The organism is Mesorhizobium sp. M00.F.Ca.ET.216.01.1.1 (genome assembly GCF_004010325.2).
Taxonomy (GTDB): Bacteria; Pseudomonadota; Alphaproteobacteria; order Rhizobiales; family Rhizobiaceae; genus Mesorhizobium.
Genome location: NZ_SADR02000135.1, coordinates 1 through 438, shown reverse-complemented (window position 1 = coordinate 438; position 438 = coordinate 1). Strand labels below are relative to the sequence as shown.

Sequence of the window (438 nt, the reverse complement as noted above, 5' to 3'; positions counted from 1 at the left end):
TTCCGGAACATCGTCGAACCCGACGACGGAAACATCGTCGGGCACGCTGAGCCCGCGTGCGCTCAGCCATTCGAGCGCCACCAGGGCCGTTCTGTCCGACATGGCAAGGATGGCGGTGGGCGGCGCCTCGGAGGCGAAGATGGTTTCGAGCCCCGCCTTCGTGCTCGCCACGTCGTTGGCGGTTTCGTAGACGGGCACTTTGGATATGTCGACGCCAACACGCGAAAGCTCCCGGAGATAGCCCGTGAGGCGATTGCGCGTCCCTGCATAGGTAGCGGCCCGGACCTGGTCGGCTGAAACAATGCCAGTCCTGTCGTCGGCGAAAGGCAGCGCGAGGACGGCGAAGCGGCGATGTCCAAGATCGGTGAGGTGGCGCGCCGCCATCCCGACACCGGCGATGTTGTCGACACCGATCGCGGCGACCGATCCGTCCTCGGA

1 protein-coding gene is annotated in these 438 nt (G+C 65.8%); it reads right to left on the bottom strand.

All coding sequences use genetic code 11. The features are described 5' to 3' along the window. A partial coding sequence (locus EN859_RS35400; protein ID WP_189502481.1) for a substrate-binding domain-containing protein occupies positions 1-438 on the bottom strand: 438 nt, incomplete at both ends.